18 protein-coding genes and 1 riboswitch are annotated in these 23,527 nt (G+C 71.5%); of the genes, 6 read left to right on the top strand and 12 right to left on the bottom strand.

Features of this window, described 5'->3' with window-relative positions; all coding sequences use genetic code 11:
* Window positions 1-247: 247 nt before the first annotated feature.
* From ACH4J0_RS22370 to ACH4J0_RS22345, 6 genes are all read right to left on the bottom strand, one after another.
* Window positions 248-1,306, bottom strand: a complete 1,059-nt coding sequence (locus ACH4J0_RS22370) for an SIS domain-containing protein (protein WP_396242269.1) — start codon at window positions 1,304-1,306, stop codon at window positions 248-250.
* A gap of 204 nt (window positions 1,307-1,510) precedes the next feature.
* Window positions 1,511-2,818 carry an extracellular solute-binding protein gene (locus tag ACH4J0_RS22365; RefSeq protein WP_396242376.1) on the bottom strand — a complete coding sequence of 436 codons (1,308 nt, stop codon included), beginning with the start codon at window positions 2,816-2,818 and terminating at the stop codon, window positions 1,511-1,513.
* Between the two features lie 343 nt (window positions 2,819-3,161).
* Entirely contained in the window at window positions 3,162-4,715 is a 1,554-nt protein-coding gene (locus ACH4J0_RS22360; RefSeq protein WP_396242268.1) for a glycoside hydrolase family 3 protein, read from the bottom strand.
* A gap of 6 nt (window positions 4,716-4,721) precedes the next feature.
* Window positions 4,722-5,549, bottom strand: a complete 828-nt coding sequence (locus ACH4J0_RS22355; protein WP_396242267.1) for a carbohydrate ABC transporter permease — start codon at window positions 5,547-5,549, stop codon at window positions 4,722-4,724.
* On the bottom strand, window positions 5,546-6,574 hold the full coding sequence (locus ACH4J0_RS22350; RefSeq protein ID WP_396242266.1) for a carbohydrate ABC transporter permease: 1,029 nt from the start codon (window positions 6,572-6,574) through the stop codon (window positions 5,546-5,548). Before ACH4J0_RS22350 ends, ACH4J0_RS22355 begins: the two co-directional genes overlap by 4 nt.
* A 90-nt stretch (window positions 6,575-6,664) precedes the next feature.
* Entirely contained in the window at window positions 6,665-7,948 is a 1,284-nt protein-coding gene (locus ACH4J0_RS22345) for an extracellular solute-binding protein (protein ID WP_396242265.1), read from the bottom strand.
* Window positions 7,949-8,284: 336 nt separating this feature from the next.
* On the opposite strand from ACH4J0_RS22345, the gene ACH4J0_RS22340 reads away from it, so the two are divergent.
* The 4 genes from ACH4J0_RS22340 (at window position 8,285) to ACH4J0_RS22325 (ending at window position 12,329) form a co-directional block, all read left to right on the top strand.
* The gene (locus ACH4J0_RS22340; protein ID WP_396242264.1) at window positions 8,285-9,076 is read left to right on the top strand and encodes a GntR family transcriptional regulator; all 792 of its coding nucleotides are present in this window, start codon (window positions 8,285-8,287) and stop codon (window positions 9,074-9,076) included.
* A gap of 364 nt (window positions 9,077-9,440) precedes the next feature.
* Window positions 9,441-9,737: a DUF3311 domain-containing protein gene (locus tag ACH4J0_RS22335; RefSeq protein ID WP_396242263.1), complete on the top strand. Its 297-nt coding sequence runs from the start codon at window positions 9,441-9,443 to the stop codon at window positions 9,735-9,737.
* On the top strand, window positions 9,734-11,344 hold the full coding sequence (gene mctP / locus ACH4J0_RS22330) for a monocarboxylate uptake permease MctP (RefSeq protein ID WP_396242262.1): 1,611 nt from the start codon (window positions 9,734-9,736) through the stop codon (window positions 11,342-11,344). Before ACH4J0_RS22335 ends, mctP begins: the two co-directional genes overlap by 4 nt.
* Window positions 11,345-11,498: 154 nt before the next feature.
* Complete coding sequence (locus ACH4J0_RS22325; RefSeq protein ID WP_396242261.1) at window positions 11,499-12,329, top strand: histidine phosphatase family protein; 831 nt, start codon at window positions 11,499-11,501, stop codon at window positions 12,327-12,329.
* Between the two features lie 7 nt (window positions 12,330-12,336).
* Here ACH4J0_RS22325 and ACH4J0_RS22320 read toward each other — a convergent pair whose 3' ends face one another.
* Window positions 12,337-13,284, bottom strand: a complete 948-nt coding sequence (locus tag ACH4J0_RS22320) for a helix-turn-helix domain-containing protein (protein WP_396242260.1) — start codon at window positions 13,282-13,284, stop codon at window positions 12,337-12,339.
* 400 nt (window positions 13,285-13,684) lie between these two features.
* Between ACH4J0_RS22320 and ACH4J0_RS22315 the strand changes: the two genes are divergently transcribed.
* Both ACH4J0_RS22315 and ACH4J0_RS22310 read left to right on the top strand, forming a co-directional pair.
* Complete coding sequence (locus tag ACH4J0_RS22315) at window positions 13,685-14,179, top strand: GNAT family N-acetyltransferase (RefSeq protein WP_396242259.1); 495 nt, start codon at window positions 13,685-13,687, stop codon at window positions 14,177-14,179.
* A 195-nt stretch (window positions 14,180-14,374) separates the two neighbouring features.
* On the top strand, window positions 14,375-16,525 hold the full coding sequence (locus tag ACH4J0_RS22310) for an acyltransferase family protein (RefSeq protein WP_396242258.1): 2,151 nt from the start codon (window positions 14,375-14,377) through the stop codon (window positions 16,523-16,525).
* Between the two features lie 47 nt (window positions 16,526-16,572).
* Here the strand turns inward: ACH4J0_RS22310 and ACH4J0_RS22305 are convergent, their stop codons facing one another.
* From ACH4J0_RS22305 to ACH4J0_RS22285, 5 genes are all read right to left on the bottom strand, one after another.
* Window positions 16,573-17,772 carry a glycoside hydrolase family 113 gene (locus ACH4J0_RS22305; RefSeq protein ID WP_396242257.1) on the bottom strand — a complete coding sequence of 400 codons (1,200 nt, stop codon included), beginning with the start codon at window positions 17,770-17,772 and terminating at the stop codon, window positions 16,573-16,575.
* 15 nt (window positions 17,773-17,787) lie between these two features.
* Window positions 17,788-19,239 (bottom strand): glycosyltransferase family 2 protein, encoded by a 1,452-nt coding sequence (locus ACH4J0_RS22300; RefSeq protein WP_396242256.1) that lies wholly within the window; start codon window positions 19,237-19,239, stop codon window positions 17,788-17,790.
* A gap of 67 nt (window positions 19,240-19,306) precedes the next feature.
* On the bottom strand, window positions 19,307-20,149 hold the full coding sequence (locus tag ACH4J0_RS22295; protein WP_396242255.1) for a hypothetical protein: 843 nt from the start codon (window positions 20,147-20,149) through the stop codon (window positions 19,307-19,309).
* 182 nt (window positions 20,150-20,331) lie between these two features.
* Window positions 20,332-21,786 (bottom strand): glycoside hydrolase family 26 protein, encoded by a 1,455-nt coding sequence (locus tag ACH4J0_RS22290; protein ID WP_396242254.1) that lies wholly within the window; start codon window positions 21,784-21,786, stop codon window positions 20,332-20,334.
* A gap of 138 nt (window positions 21,787-21,924) precedes the next feature.
* Window positions 21,925-22,824 carry a hypothetical protein gene (locus tag ACH4J0_RS22285; RefSeq protein WP_396242253.1) on the bottom strand — a complete coding sequence of 300 codons (900 nt, stop codon included), beginning with the start codon at window positions 22,822-22,824 and terminating at the stop codon, window positions 21,925-21,927.
* A gap of 478 nt (window positions 22,825-23,302) precedes the next feature.
* Window positions 23,303-23,446, top strand: a riboswitch (cobalamin riboswitch).
* Window positions 23,447-23,527 lie beyond the last annotated feature (81 nt).

Genomic DNA, 23,527 nt, shown 5'->3' with positions numbered 1-23,527 from the left:
CTTCTCCTCGGTCGGACACCGCCGATCGAGGACCCCGCACAGTCCTCGATCGACTCCGGTGCCCGACGACAGCTCCGGGCTGCGGTGCCGCACGGGTTGAGGGTCCCGTGTCGGCGCCGTGGCCCGTAGTGCTTTCCGGCCCGCGTTCACGGCCCTCCCCGGACCACGTTCCGCCGCTCAGGGAAACCGGCCCCCTGTCCACAGCCTGTGGACAGGGGGCCGGTTCCGCTGCCGGGAGCGAGCGGGCTCAGCGGGTCTCGGTGACCTTGGCCAGGGCGCGCGGGGCGTCCGGGTCCTGGCCGCGGGCGATGGTGACCTCGTAGGCCAGCTGCTGCAGCGGCAGGATCTCCAGGACCGGCTGGACCTCCTCCGGCACGCCGGGCGGCAGCGCGAAGCCCGCCGAGGCGACGTCCACCTGGGCCTGCTGGCCGATCACCACCAGGTCCGCGCCGCGGCCGCGCAGCCGGTCCAGCACCGGCTGGAGGGCCTCGCCGCCCTTGCCGTCCGGGACGATCGCGATCACCGGCGAGACGTTGTCCACCATGGCCAGCGGGCCGTGCAGCAGGTCGGCGCCGGAGAACGGACTGGCCGGGATGTACGTGGTCTCCATCAGCTTGAGCGCCGCCTCCCGGGCGGTCGGGTAGCCGTAGCCGCGCGAGGTGATCACCAGGCGCTGGGCGAAGCGGTAGCGCTCGGCCAGCGCCTTCACCTCGGCCTGGCGGGCCAGCACGCCGGCGGCCAGGCCCGGCAGTTCCTTGGCCGCCGAGCCGTCCCCGCCGCGCAGGCCCTCGACCAGCAGGTAGAGCGCCAGCAGTTCGGCGGTGTAGGTCTTGGTGGCCGGCAGCGCCTTCTCCGGGCCGGCCAGCACGTCGATGTGGAACTCGGAGACCTCGGCGAGCGGGGAGTCGGGGTTGTTGGTGACGGCGAGGGTGATGGCCCCGGCCTCCCGGGCGGCCTTGGTGGAGGCGACCAGGTCCGGCGAGCCGCCGGACTGGCTGACGGTGATCACCAGGACGTCGGTGAGGTCCGGCCTGGCGCCGTACGCGGTGGTGGTGGACATCGAGGTCAGGCCGGCCGGCTTGCCGAGAAGGATCTCGATCAGGTACTTGGCGTAGAGCGCGGCGTTGTCGGACGTGCCGCGCGCGGTGAGCAGGACGAAGCGGGGGCTGCGGGCGGCGATCCCGGCCGCGATCTCGTGGATCCTCGGCGCTCCCTCGTCGAGGATGCGCTGGAGGACGGTCGGCTGCTCGGCCATCTCCGCCGCCATGATCCGGCCGGGGACGGAAGCGGTCTGCGGGTCGGACATCTGGATGCCTCCGATGAGATGGGTCGACCCCGGCCGGGCGGGTTGCCCGACGGGGACCTCTACGGCGGCGAGTCCGCACACTCGCTGCGGTTCTTCGCGGGCAATCCTACGAGCGCGCCCCCGGCGCGGCACCCCCGGACCGCCGCCTCCCGGAGGGCGGGAGGGGCGGCCGGGGAGGGCGCCCGGCGGTACGGCTCCGGCCCGTCAGGACGGGTTGTTGATCAGCTGGTCGATCGCCGCGTCGGCGTCCCGGGTGGCCTGGTCCACCGACTTGCCCTTGAGGATCGCGGTCAGCATGTCGGGGATGATCTTCTGCTTCTCCACCGCGCCCCAGCCGGGCGCCAGCGGGGTGAACCAGGCGTCCGGGACGGCGTTGGCCGCGGCGGCGGTGGTGGGCTTGTTCTTCAGCGGGTTCAGCTGGGAGAGGCTGTTCGGCAGGATGTCCTTGTCGGCGAGCGCCTGTTCGGACTTGGTGCTGGTGAACATCCGGATCCAGTCGGTGGCCGCCGCCACCTGCTGGGACTTGGCGGTGACGGCGAGGTCGGAGCCGCCGATGAAGGTGGGCAGCGGCTTGCCGTCCGGGCCGGGCATCGTGGCCACCTTGACGGCGTCCTTCAGGCCCGGGTCGCCGGTGACCGGCGCGGTGACGCTGGCCGCCTCGAAGCCGTTGCCGTAGAACGACGCGGCGTGCCCCCGGGCCATCGACTCGTACTGGTTCTGCTCGTTCTGCGCCAGGTCGCCCTTGTTGTACTTGCGGACGAGGTCGGCGAAGTGGCTGATGCCCTGCTGGGACTTGGCGTCGTGCAGGGTGCCGTGCCAGTTGCCGGAGCTGTCGAACTTGGCGATGCTGCCGCCGTACGCGGCCACGTAGCTCATCGCGGCGTACCAGTACGGGCCGGGCAGGTAGAGCGGGGAGAAGGTCCTGTCGCTCCTGTTCCTGTCGGAGATCCTGTCCAGGGCGGTCAGCAGGTCGCCCTCGGTCCTGGGGAAGTCGGCGCTGCCGGTGGCCTGTTGGAAGGCGACGGAGTTGTAGATGGCGACCCGGGCGCCGGCGTAGTACGGCACGCACCACAGCTTGTCCTGGTAGGTGCAGGTGTTGGCGAGCGCCTTGATCCAGCTGTCGGAGTTGTCGAAGGTGGTGCGGTCCACCGGGGCGAGCGCGCCGGAGAGCACGTACTTCATCGTCTCGGTGTTGCCGAGTTCGACCACGTCGGGGGCGTTGCCGTCGCCGAGGGCCTTGTCCAGCTTGCCGACCTTGTCGGCCCAGCCCTGGTAGACCAGCTTGAGGCTGACGCCCGGGTACTTGGCCGCGAACTCGTCGTTGACCCGCTGGACCAGGTCGGGCCAGTTCTTCTGGGCGTCGTCCATCAGCCAGACGGTGACGGTGCCGGTGGCGGCCTTCGGGTCCGCGGAGCCGCTCTTGCCGTCGCCCGAGGGTGATCCGGACGAGGAGCAGGCCGTCAGTCCGACCGCCAGGGCCGTGATTGCGAATGCGGATCCGAACTGACGCATCGTCACGTCATTCTCCGAGGTGCTAGAGCCGAGGGTGGTGCCGGGAGGGATTGGAGTGGACTTTGGCCTAGACCAACGGTGGTGTCAACGGCCAACTCCCCCTCCCGCCAGGGCCGTTGCCGTTCCGTTGCACCCCGAAGCATTTCCGTGGCGATCGGTCGCGGACCCGTCACCCTGAGTCGAACCCGGGGCGGATCGAAGGCCCTCTTGAGGGAGCGCGGTCAGGTGGTGAAAGCGCAGGTCAACCCCCGGAGAACGGAACGGGCCCGCCATGCGGCACGCGCACGACGGGCCCGTCGGCCGACGCCTCCCGGACACGGCCGGTGACGTCTCCCCCTACGGTTCAGCCGATCGCTCCCGGCTGCCCGGTGAGCACCTCCACGGCCGCCAGCCCGCAGACCCGGGCGGCGCCGTGGGTGGCGATGTGCAGCGCGCCGACCGGCTCGGACTGGGGCAGCCCCATCTCCACCACGGCGGCGTCCGGGCGGGCCGCCACCAGACGGCTCAGCGCGGCGGCCATCCACGCGTGCCGGTGCGCGTCCCGCACCACCAGCACCAGACGGCGGCCCTCGGCGCCGGCCACCAGCTCGGCGACCAGCGCGTCCAGCAGCTCCGGCGCGGCCTCGGCGGCCGACACCTCGCGGGTACGGGTACCCGGGAAGCGGTCGGCCAGCATCCCGGCCACGCCCCACGGGGTCACGTCTCCGACCGCGATGTTCGGCTCGTCCGAGAACGAGGCCACGTACGGGCGTTCGCTCACCGGCAGCACCTCGCGGCCCGGCGCCCGGACCACCTTCAGCGCTCGCCGGGCGGCCCGCAGGCCCACCGCGAGGTCCGGCTCGGGCTGCTCGCCCTGGGCCGCGATCCGGCCCCAGCTGCCCAGCGCCCGGACCCGGTCGGCGGCGTCCGCCAGCCGCTCCTCGGTGAGCCCGCCGGAGCGCACGCCCGCCACGATGGCGTCGCGCAGCATCAGCACGGTCTCCTCGTCGGCCAGCCCGCCGCCGACGCAGATCGCGTCCGCTCCGGCCGCCAGCGCGAGCACGGTGCCCTCGCCCATGCCGAAGGTGTCGGCGATGGCGCCCATCTCGATCGCGTCGCTGACGATCAGGCCCTGGTAGCCGAGGCCGCCGTCGGCCGGGGCGGCGCGCAGCAGGTCGCGCAGCACGGTCGGGCTCAGGGTGGCCGGCAGCTTCGGGTCCAGTACCGGGACCATGATGTGGGCGGTCATCACGGCCTTGGTGCCGGCCGCGATCGCGGCCTGGAACGGCACCAGGTCGCGGGCCCGCAGCACGTCCAGGTCGACGTCGATGACCGGCATGCCGTGGTGGGAGTCCACCGCGGTGTCGCCGTGGCCGGGGAAGTGCTTGGAGCAGGCGGCCACGCCGGCCGACTGCAGGCCCTCCACCCAGGCGGCGGTGTGCCGGGCGCACAGTTCCGGGTCGGCGCCGAAGGAGCGGACGCCGATCACCGGGTTGCGCGGGTTGGAGTTGACGTCCGCGGTGGGCGCCCAGTTGTAGTTGACACCGGCCGCGGCCAGCGCCCGGCCCAGCTCGCGGGCGACGTCCCGGGTCAGCGCCGGGTCGTCGATCGCGCCGAGGGCGAGGTTGCCGGGCCAGGAGGAACCGGAGCCCGCCTCCAGCCGGGTGACGTCGCCGCTCTCCTCGTCGATGGCGATCAGGAGGTCGGGGTTCTCCGCGCGCAGCGCCCGGGTGAGCGCGGAGAGCTGGTCGAGGTCGACCACGTTGCGGTCGAACAGCGCGACCGAGCCGAGTCCGGCGGCCAGGTGGCGGCGCAGCCAGGCCGGCGGCTCGGTGCCGACGAAGCCGGGCTGCAGGACGGTCAGGGCGTCCCGGTGCAGCTGGTCGCTGGCCGGGGCGGTGGGTACGAGGATGCTCACGGTGGCTCAGCCCTTCACGGCGCCGTCGGTCAGACCACCGACCGCCTTGCGCTGCAGGAAGACGAACAGGATCAGCACGGGGATGGCGAACATCGTGGAGGCCGCCATGGTCGCGCCCCAGTCGTTGCCGAAGGCGGTCTTGAAGGAGGACAGCCACAGCGGGAGGGTCTTGCCCTGCTCCTTGTTCAGCCAAAGGACGAGCGGGAACTCGTTCCACGCCGTGATGAAGCCGAACAGCGAGGTGGACATCAGGCCCGGAGCCAGCAGCGGGAAGATCACCTTCACGAAGGCCTGGGTGCGGGTGCAGCCGTCCACCATGGCCGACTCCTCCAGCTCCTTCGGCACCGCGGCGATGAACCCGCGCAGCGTCCAGATCGTGAAGGGGAGGATCATCATCATGTAGAAGAGCGTCAGCGGCAGCAGGCTGTTCAGCATGTCGTTGTCGCGGGAGATGATGTAGGCGCCGATGGTCATGACCTCCCAGGGGGCCATCTGCGCCATCATGATGACCAGCACGAAGGTCTTGCGGCCACGGAACCTCATCCGGGCGACGGCGAAGGACGCCAGGGTCGCGATCACCAACGAGATCAGCACCGCGCCGACGGTGACGGTGACGCTGTTGGTGACGTACGTCCAGAAGTCCGGCGCGTTGACCGCGGTGCCGAAGTGGTCGAACGTCCCGTCGAAGGGGATGAAGACCGGCGTCTTGCTGATGATGTCGCGGTCCTGCTTGAACGCCGTCGCGATCATCCAGTAGACGGGGAAGATGAAGAAGACGATGAGGACGACCGCGATCACGTTCGGCCAGGTACGTCCGAAGAGAGAGCGCCTCACAGCTCGTCCTCCTGCTTGATCATGATGCGGAAGTAGTAGGCCATCAACACGCCCAGCATCAGGATGGTGAGCACCGCGATCGCGGCACCGACGCCGTAGTGCTGGCTGCCCTGGCCCTCCAGGAAGGCGTGCACGGGCAGGGTGCGGGTCAGCTTCTCGGGGCCGCCGCCGTTGATCGCGTAGATCTGGGTGAAGGACTTGAACACCCAGATGACCTCCAGGAAGGTCGTGGCGAGGAAGAACGGCTTCAGGTTGGGGAAGATCACCGAGCTGAAGATCTTCGAGGAGCCGGCCCCGTCCATCCGGGCGGCCTCGTAGAGCTCCTTCGGGATGGTGGTCAGACCGGCGTACATGTTGAACGCCACGAAGGGGATCGACTGCCAGACGATCAGCAGGACGACGACGAAGAACGTGGAGTACTCGTCACTCATCCAGTTGTAGTTGGCCATCGAGTGCCAACCCAGCTGGTCCAGGAACCAGTTGACGACGCCCCACTGGTCGTCGAACAACCAGGTGTAGACGGTGGTCGCGGCGACGACGGGCATGGCCCAGGCCATCAGCAGCGCGATCGACAGCGCCAGGCGCATCTTCTTGCCGAGGTTGTTGAGCAGCAGACCGATCAGGGTGCCGCCGGCCATGATCAGCACCACGTTGACGGCGGTGAAGGCGACGGTGCGTCCGGTGACCGACCAGAACTCCGGATCGGTCAGCTGCTCCTTGTAGTTGTCGAACCCCGTCCACTCGGTCAGGTGCATCACCAGCTGGCGCCGGTTGAGGTTCTGGAACGACAGCAGGACGGTCTTCAGCAGCGGCCAGCCCAGCAGGACGATGGTCGCCACGATGGCCGGCAACAACAGCAGGTACGGCGCGAAGCGGGCGCCCAGGCCGGGGCCGCCCGCGGATCTGGTGCGCTTCGGCGCGGTGCCCTTGGCCCCGCCGCCGGCGGCACTGGTGTCAATCTCGGCCGCAACGGCCTCCCCTGGCTCCGGGGACCGTGTCTGCACCCGCTCCGAATGCACAGCCATCGTTCTCACTTCCTCACAACCCGGCCACGACGGATGGCGTCGCTCACCGACCCCCCGCCGTGGGCCGGTGAGCGACGCCGCTCACAGTGCTTAGTTCTTCTCGTTGAGCCGCTTGGCGATCTCGTCGTCGTACTTCTTCGCGGTGGCCGCGTAGTCGCCGCCCTGGAGGGCCGCGGTGAGGAAGTCCTTGATCGGGTTCGGCTTGTTCTCGACGCTGGCCCAGTTCGGGGTGTTCGGGGTGATCCCGCCGACCGCGGCGGCCGTCTGGGCGGCCTTCGCGAAGTCACCGGTGAGCTGGCTGTTCAGCGCGGCCTTGTTCGGGATGTTGCCGGCCGCGGCGACCAGGCCCTCGTTCTTGTCGTTGAGGGCGATCTTCAGGAAGTCCTTCGCCATCTCGGTGTTCTTGCTCTGCGCGGCGATCGCGAGGTTCGAGCCGCCGAGGAAGACGCCGGAGGGCTTGTCGGCGGTCTTGCCGGGGAGCGGGAAGAAGCCGATCTTGTCCTTCGGCAGGTCCTTCTCGTCCGGGAGCTCCCAGCCGAGGGCGATCATGGTGCCGACGTTGCCCTTGGCGAAGACGTCCTTCTGCTGCGGGGTGGCCTCGTCCTTGTCCTTCGGACCGGTGGCCGAGTAGCCCTGCAGCTTCTTGTAGGTCTCGAAGGCGCGCTGGGCCTCGGGCGACTCCAGGCCGCCTACCCACTTGTCGCCGTCCTTCTTGGCGATCTTGCCGCCCTCGCCGGTGAGCAGACCGAAGTACGTGTACCACTCCTGACCCGGCAGGTAGATCGGGTCGGCGACGCCCTGGGTGGCCTTCAGCTTGTCCAGGTCGGTGTAGAACTCGTCCAGGGTCTTCGGCGCGTCGGTCAGGCCGGCGGCCTTCCAGAGGTCCTTGTTGTAGGCGACCACGCGGTTGGAGACCCACCACGGGGCGGCGTACTGCTTGCCGTCCAGGATCGCGGCCTCGTTCTGGTTGGCGGCCCAGCCGTCGCCGCCCAGCGCGGACTTGTCCTTGGTGATGTCCAGCAGGCCGCCGGTGGAGGCGTAACCGGCGGTCTGGGTGTTGCCGATCTCCAGGACGTCGACCGAACCCTCGGACAGCGCGGCGGTGACCTTCGGGCCGATGTCGGTCCACTCCTGGGTCTGGAAGTCGACCTTCGAACCCGGGTAGGTGGTCTCGAACTCGTTCTTGACCGCGTCGGTCCAGCCCTTGGGGGCGGAGCCGGTCATGGTCCACACCTTGAGCGTCTTGCCCTTGTACCGGTCGGCGGCCGTGGAGGACGACTTCGAGTCGCCGTCCTTCTTGCCGTCCGAGCCACAAGCCGCGAGACCGACGACCATTGCTGCGACGCCGACCGCCGCGATGAGCTGACGCTTCACGCCATCCTCCTGAGGGATGCCTGGGTTACCCCCGTCGGGCGGCGGCGGCAGATCCACGCAAAGCGGGAGGACTGGTGCCGCGGATCCCTTCGAACGGGTGGGGGATTCATCGATACCGGCCTAGTGGTGTAGACCAGATGCCTGGAGCTTGGCCTAGACCAATGGGCCTGTCAACGGCTGTCCGACCGATCTCGACCACCCGTTATCAAGCCGACACCGCACATCGTTCATCGCGTGATGAGGTATTCGTTCCGCAGCCATACATGCAACGATGTGGTCCGTTAACGATGTGGCGGAGCGGTAGAAGGCTCCGCGAGAAGCGGGAGAACAGGTCCGATGAGCAGCGACGGGGGAACCACCGCCCAGGCCGACGACCCCGAGGTGAAGAACCTCCCGGCGCAGGCCGGCGCCGACCCGACCGCGCGCGTCCCCAAGTACTACGGACTCAAGCGCCACCTCCTCCAGCTCACCGAGACCCAGCCCGCGGGCACCCCGGTCCCGCCCGAGCGCGCGCTGGCCGCCCAGTTCGACACCTCGCGCACCACCGTCCGCCAGGCCTTGCAGGAACTGGTCGTCGAGGGCCGGCTTGAGCGCATCCAGGGCAAGGGCACCTTCGTGGCCAAGCCCAAGGTCGCCCAGGCGCTGCAACTCACCTCCTACACGGAGGACATGCGCGCCCAGGGCCTGGAGCCCACCTCCCGGCTGATCGAGATCGGCTACATCACCGCCGACGACCGGCTCGCCCCGCTGCTGGACATCAAGCCCGGCGGCCGGGTGCTGCGGATCGAGCGGCTGCGCCTGGCCAACGGCGACCCGATGGCCATCGAGGTCGCCCACCTGTCCGCCAAGCGCTTCCCCGCCCTGCGGCGCAACCTCGCCAAGCACAACTCGCTGTACGCGGCACTGCGCGAGGTCTACGGGGTCACCGTGGCCGAGGCCGAGGAGACCATCGAGACCACGCTCGCCAACCCGCGCGAGGCCGGGCTGCTCGGCTCCGACCTCGGCCTGCCGATGCTCCAGCTCTCCCGCCACTCCTTCGACGGAGAGGGCGACCCGGTGGAGTGGGTCCGCTCGATCTACCGCGGCGACCGCTACAAGTTCATCACCCGGCTGAAGCGTCCGGAGTAGCCGCACGCCGTCGTTCCACCACGGGCACCGGCGCGCGCGACCCGCGCGCCGGTGCCCGTGGTGCTCCGAGCCGAAGGGCCGCACCGGTGCCGAATATGAGAGGCGAGGGAGCGACGAAGGAGCGAGGGAGCGCCGACCGTCGGCAGCGGGCCCGAGCGCCCCGGAGGCGAGCGGGGCCAGTGGCAGCGTCCGGATGGCGGGAAGTTGCGTCAATTCCGGTGACATGGATCACCCCATGCTCTAGATTGCGCAGCCGTACTGACTGCCGATCACCGATGGTGCTGCTCGGCGGGCTCGCGGGCGTGCGCGGCGCTTCCGGGGGCTGCGGCGCCGACGGGGAGAACCCTCCGGAGCGGAGCCGAAGATGCCCTCTGATCAAGCCCCCGACCAAGCTGTCACGCCCGGGCCGGCCGGGACGCCCGTCCCGGCCGTGACACCCGAACGGGTGCTGGCCGGCCTCGCCCTGCTCGTGCCGATCGTCGCGATGCTCTGGGTCTCCTCCTACGACAAGCCCGACCCGGTGGTGGCCGGGACGCCCTTCTTCTACTGGTACCAGCTGCTCTGGGTGCCGGTGTCGGCCGTCTTCACGGTCGCCGCCTACCTGCTGATCAACCGGGACGAGAAGGCCCGCAAGGCGGCCCGGAACGGCGGTGCGCGATGAAGGACGTCAACGTGCCGGCCCTCGTGGTCTTCGTGCTGTTCTTCCTGCTGGTCACCGTGATGGGCTTCCTCGCCTCGCGCTGGCGCCGCGCGGGCGACGCGGCGCACCTGGACGAGTGGGGCCTGGGCGGGCGCAGCTTCGGGACCTGGGTGACCTGGTTCCTGCTCGGCGGCGACCTCTACACCGCGTACACCTTCGTGGCCGTCCCGGCGGCGGTCTACGCGACCGGCGCGGCGGGCTTCTTCGCGGTGCCGTACACGATCATCGCCTACCCACTGGTCTTCCTGTTCCTGCCCCGGCTCTGGTCGGTCTCCCGGGTGCACGGCTACGTGACCCCGGCGGACTTCGTCCGCGGCCGCTACGGCTCCCGGCCGCTGTCCCTGGTCGTCGCGCTGACCGGGATCCTGGCCACCATGCCGTACATCGCCCTGCAACTGGTCGGCATCCAGGCGGTGCTGGACGTGCTCGGCGTCGGCGGCGGGGAGAACGCCAACTGGTTCGTCAAGGACCTGCCGCTGTTCCTCGCCTTCGGCGTGCTGGCCGCCTACACGTACTCCTCGGGCCTGCGCGCCCCGGCGCTGATCGCCTTCGTCAAGGACGCCCTGGTCTACATCGTGATCATCGTCGCGGTGATCTACATCCCGATCCGCCTGGGCGGCTACGGGCACATCTTCAGCGCGGCCGCCGACCACTTCAAGCAGACCAAGGCGGGCGGGCTGACCCTCCCGGAGAACAAGCAGTGGACGTACGCCACGCTGGGGCTGGGCTCGGCGATGGCGCTGTTCATGTACCCGCACTCGGTGACCGGCGTGCTGGCCTCCAAGTCCCGCAACACCGTGCGCCGCAACATGGCGATCATGCCCGCGTACTCGCTGATGCTCGGCCTGCTGGCGCTGCTCGGCTTCATGGCCATCGCGGCGGGGGTGGGCAACGGCGTCAAGGGCTACAACTCCCAGCTGTCGGTGCCGCAACTGTTCGCGAACATGTTCCCGGACTGGTTCACCGGCGTGGCCTTCGCCGCGATCGGGATCGGCGCGCTGGTGCCGGCCGCCATCATGTCCATCGCGGCGGCCAACCTGTTCACCCGCAACGTCTACAAGGAGTGGCTCAAGCCCGCCGCCACCCCGGCCGACGAGACCCGGGTCGCCAAGCTGGTCTCGCTGCTGGTCAAGGTCGGCGCGCTGGTCTTCGTCCTCGGCATGGACAAGCAGGCCGCGATCAACCTCCAGCTGCTCGGCGGGCTGTGGATCCTGCAGACCTTCGTGGCGATCGTCGGCGGCCTGTTCACCCGCTGGTTCCACCACTGGGCGCTGTTCGCGGGCTGGGCGGCCGGCATGGTCTACGGCACCTGGAAGGCGTACGGGCTGGCCAGCCCGGCCACCAAGCACTTCGGCGGCAACGCGGCCGAGATCCCCGGAATCGGCGAGATCGGCTACATCGGCCTGACCGCCTTCGCGCTCAACCTGATCGTGGCGGTGGCGCTCACCCTGGTGCTGCGGGCGGTCAAGGCGCCCGAGGGTCCGGACGAGACCAGGCCCTCCGACTACAGCGCCGAGGCCGGCGACGACGAGCTGGAGAACGCGCCGGAGCCCGTAGCGGCGCACTGATTGGCCCTGCGCGCGCCCTGTGATCGCGCCGCCTTCTCCGTGAACACTGGAGGAGGCGGCGCGATCATATGTATGAACAGGCGTGCACGCCGGGCACCACCAGACCGGACCGGCATCCGGCCGGAACCTGATCGACCACGGGGAGCTCGCGGCCATGGCAGAACTCGGCATCACCTTGAACGGCCAGCACAAGTCCACCCAGCACCCGCCCGTCCAGCAGCAGCCCGTCCTGACCGCGGTGAGCGCGGTGGGCGCGAACGGCTCCGCCGCCACCCGGCTGCCGTCCGTGCTGATCGCCACCCGGCACGGCGAGTCCACCGCCAACGTCGAGTTCCAGCTGGCCGAGGCCTCCGGCGCGCTCAGCGTCCCGATCAGCTGCCGCGACGCCGACATCCCGCTGTCGCTGCGCGGCCAGCAGCAGGCCCAGGCACTCGGCCGCTGGTGGGCCGCCCTGCCCAGCGCCGACCGGCCGCGCAGCGTCTGGTGCTCCCCGTACGTGCGCACCGCCGAGACCGCCCGGATCGCGCTCGCCCAGGCCGCCGGCCTCGGCGCCGTCCCCGTCACCCTGGCCGTCCGTTACGACGAACGGCTGCGTGACCGCGAGCTCGGGGTCCTGGAGATGCTGCCGAAGGCCGCCATCGAGGCCGAGCACCCGGAGGAGGCCGTCCGGCGGCGCAAGATGGGCGAGCTGTACTACCGCCCGCCCGGCGGGGAGTCCTGGGCCGATGTCGCCCTGCGGGTGCGCAGCCTGCTGCGGGACCTCTGCGACGAGGACGCCGGACGGCCCGTCCTGCTGGTCGCCCACGACTGCACGGTGCTCATGCTGCGCTACGCGCTGGACCGGCTCACCGAGCAGCAGCTCACCGCGCTCGGGCCGGTGCACAACTGCTCCACCAGCCTCTGGCGCTCCCAAGAGGGGCGGCTGCGGCCGGACCGCTGGAACAGCGTCGACCACCTGGACGCCGGCGGCCGGGCCGCCGTCTGACGGCCCGTCACGCGGCCCCGAAGCAGCGCCGGTAGGCCAGCGGCGTGGTGCCCAGCCGGCGCCCGAAGTGGTGCCGCAGCGCCGCCGCGTTGCCGAAGCCGCAGCGCGCGGCGATCGCGTCCACCGACTCGGTGGTCGACTCCAGCAGCCGCTGGGCCAGCAGCACCCGCTGTCCCACCAGCCAGCGGTGCGGGGTGGTGCCGGTCTCCTGCTGGAAGCGCCGGGCGAAGGTGCGCGGCGACATGTGCACCCGGGCGGCCAGCTGCTCGACGCTCGCCTCCTCGTCCGGGTGGTGGCGCATCCAGTCCAGCAACGGGGCCAGCGAGTCACCGCCGCCCTCCGGCAGCGGGCGGTTCACGAACTGCGCCTGCCCGCCCTCCCGGTGCGGCGCCACCACCATCCGGCGGGCGATCCCCCGGGCCACCTCGGCGCCCTGCACCTTGCGCACCAGGTGCAGGCAGGCGTCGATGCCGGCCGCCGTACCGGCCGAGGTGATCACCGGGTCGTCGTCCACGTACAGCACGTCCGGCTCGACCACCGTCTCGGGGAAGCGCTCGGCCAGCTCGTCGCTGTGCCGCCAGTGGGTGGTGGACCGGCGGCCGTCCAGCAGCCCGGCGGCACCCAGCACGAAGGCGCCGCTGCAGATGGACAGCACCCGGCCGCCGTCCGCCACCACCGCGCGCAGCGCCTCCAGCAGCGGCTCCGGGTAGTGTCCGCGGATCGCAGAGGCGGTGACCACCGCCAGGTCCGCCCCGGCGAGGCGCTCCGGGCCGTACGGGACGTCCACCGCGAAGCCCGAGTGGGTCGCGTGCGGCCCGGGCCGGGCGCCGGCCAGCGCGAAGTCGTACCCGGGCAGCCCGTCGGCGGTGCGATCCAGTCCGAAGACCTCGCAGGCCACCCCCAGTTCGAAGGGGTGGACCTCCTCCAGCACCACCGCGACCACGTTCTTCAGCATGCCGTCCAGGATGCCCCGACCGGTCCAGCCCGGGGAAGGGCCCGAGTGGCAGCATTTCGAGGCAACACGGCATTCCTGCCACTCGTGGGCACCGGGGCCGCCCGGCCACAGTGGTGGCCATGGACAGCGACACCCTCGCCAGTGCACTCGGCCTGGTCGGCGCGGTCGGCGGCTTCGGCCTGCTCGGCACCCTGATCGGCCGCGAACTCTCCAACGGCCCCGCCGCCGGCCGCGACAACCACCACCGCGCCGGCGGCTACCCGGCCGACCCCGACCGCGCCGACCGGCTGTACGGCACCATGCCCGCCGCCTCACAGCGCCCCTCCGCCGACCCGGCCACCCTCCCGGTGCGCTCGACCCCCGAGATCAGGACCCCGCACGGCTCCGGCACACTGGCCCGATGGACTACCTCATCCGCCACGCCCTCCCCCGGGACCTCGAAGAGGCCGGCCGGATCACCGTCGACTCCTTCGTCGGCGACGGCTTCACCGACCCGACCAGCACCTACGTCGACCTGCTGCGCGACGCCGGGCGCCGCGCCCGGGAGGCCGAACTCCTGGTCGCCGTCGAGGCGGCGGACGAACGGGTCCTCGGCTGCGTGACCTTCGCCGTCGGCGGCACCGAGTGGGCCGACATCGCCACCCCGCGCGAGGGCGAGATACGGATGCTCGCCACCGCCGCCGCCTCCCGCGGCCGCGGCGTCGGCGAGGCCCTGGTCCGCGCCTCCGTCACCCGCAGCCGCGAACTCGGCCTGGCCGGCATGGCCTTCTCCACCCGCCCGGAGATGACCACCGCCCACCGCGTCTACGAGCGGGTGGGCTTCCGCCGCACCCCGGAACGCGACTGGGCGCCGTTCCCGGGGATGGATCTGATGGTCTACACCATGGCGTTCTGACGCCCCCACGGCCACTCACCGGCCGCCCCCGGCCCGGTGACCGGCAGACGATCAACAGACGTCTTTTGATATAAACCACAGATCAAGACACGTCTCATTGACACGTCGCGACAGTCGATCGACCCCGGGGGGACGCACCACATGGACGACGGGCCCGGCCTCGGCGCGCCCGGAAGCGGCCCCACGCTCCAGGACATGCGCGAAGCACGGGGCCGCCAAGCCCCGACCGCCAGCCGTTACGCGATCCCCGCGCCGGTACCCGCGCCGCGCGGCCCCCTGCCGCCCTCGGTGCGCTTCAAGGCGGTCGACGGGCTGCGCGGCCTCGCCATCGCCTCCGTGCTGCTCTACCACACCGACTGGTTCCAGAACGGCCTGTTCGGCGTGGACGTCTTCTTCGTGCTCTCCGGCTTCCTGGTCAGCCTGGTGCTGATCCGCGAGCTGGACCGCACCGACGGCATCCGGCTCGGCGTCTTCTACCGTCGCCGCGCCAAGCGGTTGCTGCCCGGCCTGTTCGCCACCATCGTCCTGGTCGTCGGACTGTCCGCCCTGGTCAGCCCGCTACGGGACGTCAAGGACCTGCGTCCGCAGGCGCTCGCCACGCTCGCCCAGATCGCCAACTGGGCCCAGCTGGCCCGCGGCGACGCCTACTGGCAGCACTTCGCCTCGATCGACCCGCTCGCGGCCATGTGGTCGCTCAGCATCACCGAGCAGTTCTACGCGCTCTGGCCGCTGCTGCTGCTCATGGTCTTCGGTCTGTGCCGCCGCTCGCTGCGCGCCACCGGCATCGTCACCGCCGTCCTGTTCGCCGCCTCCGCCGCCGCCGCCCCGCTGCTGTGGAACGGCGACAACAGCGACCGCCTCTACCTCGGCACCGAGACCCGCGCCGTCGGCTTCGCGGCCGGCGCCACCGCCGCCTTCGGGGTCTACCTGTGGCTGCGCGGCCGGGTCCGCGCGGAGGCCGTCGGCGGCGCGGGCGGCGCCCGCACCCGGCGCGGACTCCCGGGTGGTGCCGCCCTGCCCACCCTGGTCGGCACCGCGGCCCTCGGCGGCCTGGTCTGGGCCAGCCTGTCCGTCAGCTCGTACCACGACCCCTGGCTCTACCAGGGCGGACTGGCCGTGGTCGCGGCGCTCGCCGCCGTCCTGACCGCATCCCTCTGCTTCGACCGCGGCCCCCTGGTGTGGCTGCTGTCGCTGCCCCCGGTCCGGCTCACCGGCACCATCTCGTACAGCCTCTACCTGCTCCACCTGCCGGTGTACTGGCTGTTGCAGCACTACGTCGACGACATCTCGCCGCAGAAGCTGCTGCTGATCGGCGGACCGGTCTCCTGGGTGCTGGCCTGGCTGCTGCACACCGCCACCGAGAAGCTGCGGGTGCTGCGCTGGCGGGCCTTCCCGGCCGTCCCGCTGCTGGCCGTCACGACCGCGGTGGCCACCGCCGGCGCCTGGTACCTGCCGGCCTGGGTCACCCACGACATGAAGTCCGGGCCGAGCGACAAGCCGATGGTCCTCGTCCTCGGCGACTCCTTCGCCCAGGACCTCGCCACCGGCCTGTACCGGCACGGCGACCGCTACCGGGTGATCGACGGCGGCATCAGCGGCTGCGGCGTGTTCGACCCGGACAAGGTGCGCACCACCTCCGGGACGGAGTTCGAGACCACCCCGGACTGCCGCGACCGGGTGGCCGAGTGGGACCGGAGCCTCACCTCCGCCGCGCCGAAGGCCGTCGTGGTCCACCTCGGCTGGGACGCCGCCGAGCAGTACCTGGACGGCACCTGGCTCAACCCCTGCGACGACGACTACCGCAGCCGGTACCGCACCCAGCTCACCCAGGCCGTGGAGCAGGTCCGCCGCCGCGCGCCCGGCGCCCAGGTGCTGCTGATGAACGAGCGCGTCGAGAACGGCGCCATCAGCAAGACCTGGGGCGGCTGCTACGACCAGCAGGTCGGCGACTTCGTGAAGTCCGCGGGCGGCACCGTCCGACTGGTCGACCTGGACGCCTTCTACTGCCCGTTCGACACCTGCGTCTGGAAGGACAAGGACGGCCACTGGGTCACCCCCGCCAACGACGGGGTGCACCTCACCCCGGCGGGCATGCGGTTCGTGACGCCGTGGCTGGAGAAGGAGATCGCGGGCGCGCTGAACGGGGCCCAGCCTGACCACCCGGCCGACCCGGCGCCCACGCCGAGCCCCACCCCGACCCCGGCGCCCACCCCGACGCCCATGGCCACTCCGACGCCCACGGCGACCACCAAACCGACGGGCCGTCCGACCTCGGCCAAGCCGAACCGGACGCCGGCCGGCAGGGCGACCTCCGGCGCGGGCGAGCACCCGGCCGCCCAGCCGTAGCCGGACCTCCGGCCCCCGCCGGGGACCGGGCCACCGCTGCGGGACGGCTACTGCTGGGGGACCTCGTAGGTCTGCGCGAAGCAGTCGCGGATCGCCTTCTCCGAGTTCGGGCGCCCGGCGTAGTCCATCCGCGGGGTGTCAGGAGTGGTCGGCAGGGTCGGGTCGATGCCGAAGTACAGGGACCAGAAGTACACCCCGCGCAGCTTGCGCTCCTGCGCCACCTGGCAGACCGCGGTGAACCAGGTCGCCTGGACCGTCTCGTTCAGCTCGGTCTTCTTGTAGTACTCACCGGGGGTCTTGTACGCCCCGTTCTGCGCCGGGATGCCCACCTCGGTGAGCTTGGTGGTCGGCTGGGGGCCCTTGCCGCGCTTGTCGAGCCAGGCGTTCCAGCTGGCCTTCAGGTCGGCGATCGGCGCGTCGTCGTCGGCGTTCTTGGCCGGGGGGTAGGCGTCCGCGCCCGTCCCGTCGGCCGGTACCGCTATCGCGCCCTTGGCCCAGTTGTCGAAGTTCGCGTCGTACTCCAGCTCGCCGCGGAAGGTCTTCCGGGCCTCGTCGACCAGACCCTGCCAGTGCGGGTCGCCCTCCAGCGAGTTGAACTCGGTGCCGATGGTGAACTCGGCCGCCGAGTGGTCCTGGGCGGTCTTCAGGTACGGCGCCAGGAAGGCGGCGTAGCTGGCGAACCAGGCGTCCCGGTCGGTCGGCGTGATGTTGCCGCGCCACTTCTGGGTGTGGACGTAGTCGAACACCTCCTCGTCCATGATCGGGCGCACGGTGGTGCGCAGCCCGGCCCGGTGGGCGGCGTCCAGCAGCAGCGCGAGGCGCTCCGGACTGGGCGAGGTCGGCCGGGCGGCGACGGCGTTCGACTTGGTCCCCGTGGTGTAGTAAGGGAACGACACCGAAAGGGAGTTGGCGTTCAGCCCGACCACGTACTTGACGATGCGGTCGACCTTGCCCTGGACGTAGCCGTCCGGGTCCGCCGGGTCGTCCAGCCAGTACACCTGCACGCCCCACTCGGGGCTGCCCTTGGTCCACGGACGGGCCACCTTGGGACCGGTGTCCGCGGGGGTCGGCGGCGCGTCCTTGCCGAAGCCCCAGACCCGGCCCTGCTCGGTCGGGGCACCGGCCCAGTGCACCTCGGTGGGGCGGCGGTGATCGAACCGGATCGGGTGGTCACCCCAGACCATCGGGACGACGACGGTGATGCCGAGCACCAGGGTGGGCAGGACGAAGATCGCGGGGCGTTTCACAGGCGTGGTTTCCGATCAGGCCGGCTTGGCGATGACGACGAACTTGTTCTCCTCGCGCTTGAGGAACTTGATCAGTCCCCGCAGGCCGCCCCAGCCCTCCAGGAAGGAGAACACCGGTATGCAGGCCACCACGACGATCGGCTCCCACCACTTGCGCCGGTGGTTGACCGAGGAGACCACGTTCAGCCGCAGCCCCTCCCAGTAGGTCCAGATCACGTAGGCGAAGTTGATCGCCCACAGCAGCACCACGGACTGGGTGACCGGCGAGGTGTTCCAGGTACCGGTGAACCACGCGACCATCAGCACCAGGCCGACGTGCTGGAGCGGGCCGAGCACCCAACTGACCATGCCCATCCCGATGAAGAGCCGGTACCGCAGCGGGATCGTCTTGTTGAAGCAGAGCGCGACCAGGCCCCAGGCCCAGCGCTCGCGCTGCTTGAGGAAGTCCTTGACACCGGCCGGCGAGGCGCCGTAGCAGCGCCCGTTGAACCAGTCGCTGCGCCCCGGGTAGCGCTGGCAGAAGTTCAGCGCCATCTGGGCGTCCTCGACGATGGTCTTCGGCCCGAAGTCCCAGCCGATGGTGGCCTCCACCGAGGAACGCACGATCAGCAACTCGCCGTGCACGCCGGCGATCGGGGTACCGGTGCCGGTCATCGCGCGGAAGCGGGCGATGTCGTCCGCCGGGCGGATCGCGTCGGCGAGCCAGGTGAAGGTCGAGACGGCGTTCTCCCGCGGGTACGTCAGGATGCCCTGCGCCATGTGCTTGGCGTCGTCCCCGGCCCGGCGCTGCCGGTTGACGAACTGGGCGACGGCGGCGGCGGTGTCCGGCCCGACGCCGGTGTCGTCGTCCATGTGCAGCACCCAGACGTCGTCCTCGGCCTCGCCCTCCTCGATCCGCAGCTCGTGCGAGTAGTGGTTGGCGCGGGCCTTGAACTTGGTGCCGTTGGCCGTCTCGTACGCCTTCGGCACGGTCACCACCCGGATCAGCGGGTGGCGCTCGGCCAGTTCGTCGATCTTCTCGGCGGCGGCGCAGCCCTCCTCGGTGAGGATGTCCACCCGCATCCACGGGAAGTACGGGGGCAGGTGTTCGACGTACGAGAGCACCGAGCGCTCCAGCGCCGGGTAGGTGTCGTGACGGCCGATGGTCGGCACCAGCACGATCAGGAAGTCGTCGTCGACCGGCGCCGGCGGGGTCATCCTGCTCACGTGGCGCAGCCGCCGGCGGACCATCAGCACGCCCTGGAAGCCGATCAGCACGCCGAACACGGGCATGCCCCACAGGATGGTGATCGCCCAGCCGAGCGGGGTCGGGTTGGGCACGTACGCCCAGATCGAGAAGGCGAAGATGATCAGGAAGGCGACGTAGAACGGCAGCACCCGGGGCTTCCACGACATCTGTCGCTCGGCGAGCCGGGCGGCCTCGCGGGACGTGGTCAGCACCGTCCGCACAGGGGCTGTCGATGTCATGGCGGAAGTCGTTCCTCGTCTGGTAGCGGTCCGGCCCCGGGGCGGGGCGCGGCTCCTCGGTGAGCGGTCAGGCCTGCGGCGGGCGGTCCGCCGGCGGGGCGGCGGGCGGCGGCACCACCGGACCGGGGGCGACCGGCCCCGGGGCCACCGGGCCGGGCGCGGCCGGGGCGGCGGGCCACGGCTGCTGGGCCGGGGCCGGAGCGGGGGCCGGTTGGTACGACGTCGCGATCTGGGTCGGCTGCTGGGCGTACGGGAGCGGCTGGGCCTGCGGCGGTTGGGCCTGCGCCGGCTGTGGTTGGGCCGGAGGCCAGGCGGCGGGCTGGGGCTGGGGCTGGGGCTGGGGCGCGACCGGCTGCTGCTGCCACCCCGGCTGGGCCGGCGGCTGCTGCGGCCAGGCGGGCTGGGGCTGCGGCTGGGCGTACGGCACGGGCGTCGGCGCGGCCGGCACGGTCTGCAGGATCGACCAGTGCGGCTCCCCGGTCTGCGCGCCCTCCGACGGCTCCCGCCACTTGGAGCGGGCCAGCAGCAGGATCAGCGCCGCGGTGACGACCACGCCGAGCGCGAAGGTCGCGAGCTTCAGCCCGCCCTCGGTGGTCCCGGTGAACCACTCACGCTGCGGCTTGTCCAGCAGCGCTCCGGTCAGGCTGCGCACCCGGTTGTAGCCCTCGACCAGCGCCACGCCCGCCGCCACCCCGAGCGCCCAGTTGCGCCCGCGCAGCAGCAGGATGCCCGCGATCAGGTACAGCAGGCCGTAGTTGAGGCTCCCGGTCTCGGCGTCGACCGAGGTCCCGCCGTAGTAGAAGATGCCCTTGAGGTACGTGGCGAAGCCGACCTGGCCGAAGCAGTTGTAGGCCGCCCAGCCGAGTAGCACCACGCCCCAGCCGATCGCCAGGCCACCGGCCCCACGCATCGGACGTGTCTGTGTCATCCCCTACCCCCGCCCCTTCGGCCCTCTCCCGACCGTCCACCCAGCCCTCGGTTTCGCCGCCACAGGATGCCACACGGCGCAACGGACCCGGAATTCAGCCCGTTCAACGGATCCCGGACCGATCACCGTGGATCTCGCCGGACCTCGCCGGGCCCCGGCAGGCCTCAGCGGACGTGCAACCCGCCCCAGTCGATGCTCCCGCCGGACGGGCCGGAGCCGCCGGTGATCGCCAACGGGCTGTGGTAGGTGGCGTTGACGTCCGCGACGGAGTTGCGCGGCTGGTCCGGGGCCAGGTTGTCGGCGGTGAGCGACTGGCCCCAGACCGTCCAGATCGTCCAGGGCGTGCGCCGGAGGGTGTCCGGCTGGCGGGAGTTGACGGGCACGGCGAAGGACTCGGCCAGCATCCGCGGCTTGTCGTAGGCGGCGAGCCCGTCGTAGTAGCGCTTGGTCCACACCTCACCGGTGCCGATCGGGTGCGCCGGGCTGCCGCTGTAGTCGTCCACCCCGACCACGTCGACGTACTGGGTGCCCGGGTAGTAGTCCCACGGGTCCACGCCAGGGGCGCCGTCCCAGGACACCGGCGTCCAGACGAACAGCAGGTTGTGCAGGCCCCTGGTCTCCACCAGGTACTTGTAGGTGATCTTCCACAGCGCCTGGTAGTCGGCCGGCTTCTGGCCCGCCCACCAGAACCGGCTGGAGCAGTCCTTGACGTTCATCTCGTGGTACGGGCGCAGCAGCACCGGCACGTCGTGGGCGGCCAGGTAGTCCAGGTGGTCGGCCAGGTAGGACAGGTCGGTGATCAGCGCGCGGTACTCGGGGGTGTCGTCCGCGGCGTCCACGACCCGGCCGAACCAGCCCGGGTCCTTGGCCGCCGGAGAGTTCGAACAGAGCACCCGGTCGAAGGACTTGACGTCCGATCCGGGGTAGGGCTCGTGGAAGGACATGCCGACGATCCCGGCCGGGGCGCCGCCGTTGTCGGGCAGGTCGGTGCTGCTGCCGTCGCAGTTCTGCTGGACGCCGGAGCTGTCGTAGGTGCCGTCGTCGGCACGCGGGTGGCCGGACCAGACGGCCGTCATCAGGTCGACGGCGTCGTCGGTGTACTGCCAGCCCGTCCGGCAGGTGGGCCAGCGGCCGGCCGAGTAGGAGCGCGGGTTGCCGACGCCCCAGGCGTTCTGGCCGTAGCCGGGGCCGAGGTCGGTCTCCAGGAAGCCGGGCAGCCGGCCGGTGATGTCGGCGGCCTTCTTGTAGTAGTAGCCGACCTGCTTGGTGCCCCGGTAGTCGCCGTACTCGGGGTTGTTGCGCTCGTTGTGCGCCTCGACGTGCTGGCCGATCACCGTGCCGCCGCTCTGCCCGGTGCGGGCCTGGGTCTCCAGGTCGGTGAGGAACTGGTCGACGGCGCGGGCGTTCGGCGAGGCCTTCGGGTCCCGGGCGAGCAGGTCGCGGCCCACGTCCGGCGGCAGGGTGCGCCCGGGGGCGCCGACCGAGACCGGCACCCGCACGGGCTCGCCGACATCGGCCCGGCCGTCCCGGTCCAGCAGCGCGAAGGTGCCCGCGACGACCACGATCCCGGCCGCCGCCAGGACGGCCGACTTGCCGCGCAGGGCACTGGGCAGGGGCACGACCGCTCCTCCGGTTGCTCGCCGGTACCGACCCCCACGGACGCAACCGGAACACGCGTACGAATGACTCCGACGAGAGCCTGCCACACTCCCCCGGTCCCGGCGAACGATCCGCCGGCACCGGGGTGTCACGACCGGTCAGCCGGTCGGCGTGCCCTGCGAGCCGGGCGTGGCGGAGCCCGCCGCCTTGGCCCGCTGGAGCAGCTGGCCCTTCACGTGGTCGGCGAACCCGGAGGCCGCCGCAGTCGCGGTGGCGTCGGGGGCGTTGCCGCCCTTCGCCGACCCCTCGACGGTGAAGTAGTCGTACCGGCCCAGGCTGCTGTGCGTGCTGGTGCAGCCGGGGTTGGCGCAGAACGCCGGGGCACCGGGCGCGGGAAGGCCCTTGAGCTGGCCGGAGTAGTTCTTCATCGCGGTCTCGGCCTGGATCTTGTGGTCGAAGACCGCGACGCCGACGGTCACCGCGCTGTCGCCGGAGACGTACGTCGCCCGGAGCACCTTCTGACAGCCCTGGTCGCCGAGCACCTTGCCGAGCCCGCCGGTGGTGGAGTTGCCGTCCCAGCAGGGCTGGTCGAGCGAGACCACGGTGCGGTTCCAGGTCGCGCCGTTCACCGTCACCTGCATCGCGGAGAACAGCGCCCCCGCGTCCTGCGGCGCCGGGTCGGTCGCGGCCTCCCAGATCGGCTTCGACGGGTCGTCCGTCTGCCCGCCCGGGGACGAACTCGCGCTCGACGGACCGGGGGTCGGCTTGTTGGAAGCGGTCGAGGTGGTGACCGGACCGCTCTTCTTGGGATCGTCCTTCTTGCCGAGCAGCAGTACGCCGCCCGCGACCCCGCCGCCCACCAGGACGACGGCGGCCACGATGCCGATGACCTTCATCCGCCGCTTGCGCTTGCCGTCGGCCTCGTTGCGGTCCGCCAGCGCCGCCCAGTCCGGCTCGACGCGCTGCGGCGGCACGGCCTGCTGGGGCGGCTGCTGCTGCCACTGCGGCTGAGGGGCCATCGGCTGCACCGGCTGCGGGCCCGGCTGAGGCTGGGGCACCGGCTGAGGCTGGGGCACCGGCGGGACGGGCTGCGGGACCGGCTGCGCGGACGGCGCCACCGGCCCGTACGAGGCCGGCGGCGGGCCGAAACCGCCGCTCGGCGGCGGCACCGGCCCTGGCACCGCCGGCTGCTGATTCTGTGCGCCCCCCGGCCCGGCGGGAGGCGTTCCCTGCGGCCCGTGCCCAGGTACGCCGGTTCCGTCGCTCATGCGCCCAGATCGTAGGGCATCCCCCGGACCATCGATCCGCCCGGTGACCATTCCGTATCGAAACCAGGACGACCGGCGCGCGGATCCGGCCCGCCCGGCGCGTCGGCGCGGCCCGTCCGAGGCACCGTTCCGACCCGTCCGAGGCACGGTTCCGACTCGTCCGAGGCGCGGCTCCCGGCCCCGGACGGGCACGAACCACCCCCCGCCCCGGTACCACCGGTCATCGCGCCGACACACCACGGCGCACTACATGTGGTGTCGCATCACTGAGACACCACTACATGTATGCTCACTCCTGCTGTCGATGCAGGGGAACCCGGTGGGAGTCCGGGACTGCCCCGCAGCGGTGTGCGGGCGGCTCCAGCAGCCGTGCCCGCGAGTCCGAGTACCTGCCGACAGCGTGCGCCACGGCCCTCCCGCAGAGGCCGCGCCGGCACCCAGCACCACCCCTCCGGGCCTCGCGGGCGGGCCGGGGAGACACCTCGCGCGGCGC

The sequence above is a fragment of the Kitasatospora sp. NPDC017646 genome, assembly GCF_044329365.1.
Classification (GTDB): Bacteria; Actinomycetota; Actinomycetes; order Streptomycetales; family Streptomycetaceae; genus Kitasatospora.
This window is presented reverse-complemented; position numbering and strand designations above follow the sequence as displayed.